The organism is Mesorhizobium sp. P3_A9 (assembly GCF_056402975.1).
Genome location: NZ_JBFUGJ010000800.1, coordinates 1 through 605, shown reverse-complemented (window position 1 = coordinate 605; position 605 = coordinate 1). Strand labels below are relative to the sequence as shown.

At 65.2% G+C, this 605-nt stretch carries 1 pseudogene; it reads right to left on the bottom strand.

Going from position 1 to position 605, the window contains the following annotated elements:
- Positions 1-605 (bottom strand): annotated as a pseudogene (locus AC1DX0_RS36815) (lasso peptide isopeptide bond-forming cyclase); the annotation flags it as partial.

The window sequence follows — 605 nt, the reverse complement described above, 5'->3', positions numbered from 1 at the left end:
GCGCAACACGTAGCGGCCAAAGCCGYGGCTSAGTTTYTCCTCGCCCGGCAGYGCCAGGCAGAAYTCGACCAGCGGCTTGTCCCAGAAGGGATAACGCGGCTCGACGCCGAAATTGGCAGCCGCCTTGTCGAGCACCTCGAAAGAATGCGGCACGTAGCCGTTGGACAGGATCCAGCGATGGCTGAGCGCGTCGCTGGCCTGGACGCCGGGCGGCATGTAGCCGGCCCGGTGGAAGCGGTCGATGAGTTCGGTCCGCCTAGCCAGGTCCGGATTGATCAGGTCGCGCCAGCTGCGGCCACGCTGTGTTTGCGCGGGCTTGCGTATCCGGTTGAGAACCCTATTCGCCATCTGTCTCGCCTTGGCTATCCGCCAGGCCGGCCCGTAAAGGGTCAGGAATTGGAAATAGAGGCCAAACGTGCTGTCGCCATAGGTGTTGGAGGCGCTGCGGACCTCGCGCCAAAGGTCCAGCCACCTGCCGCCATTGGCAAGCTCGTGCAAATGGCCATGGCCCGGTGAAACGACCTCGTCGCCGCCATGGCCGTCGAGCAGCACCTTGATGCCCTTGGCGCCCGCCGTCCGGTAGATGCCGCGGGTCAGCGTCAGGC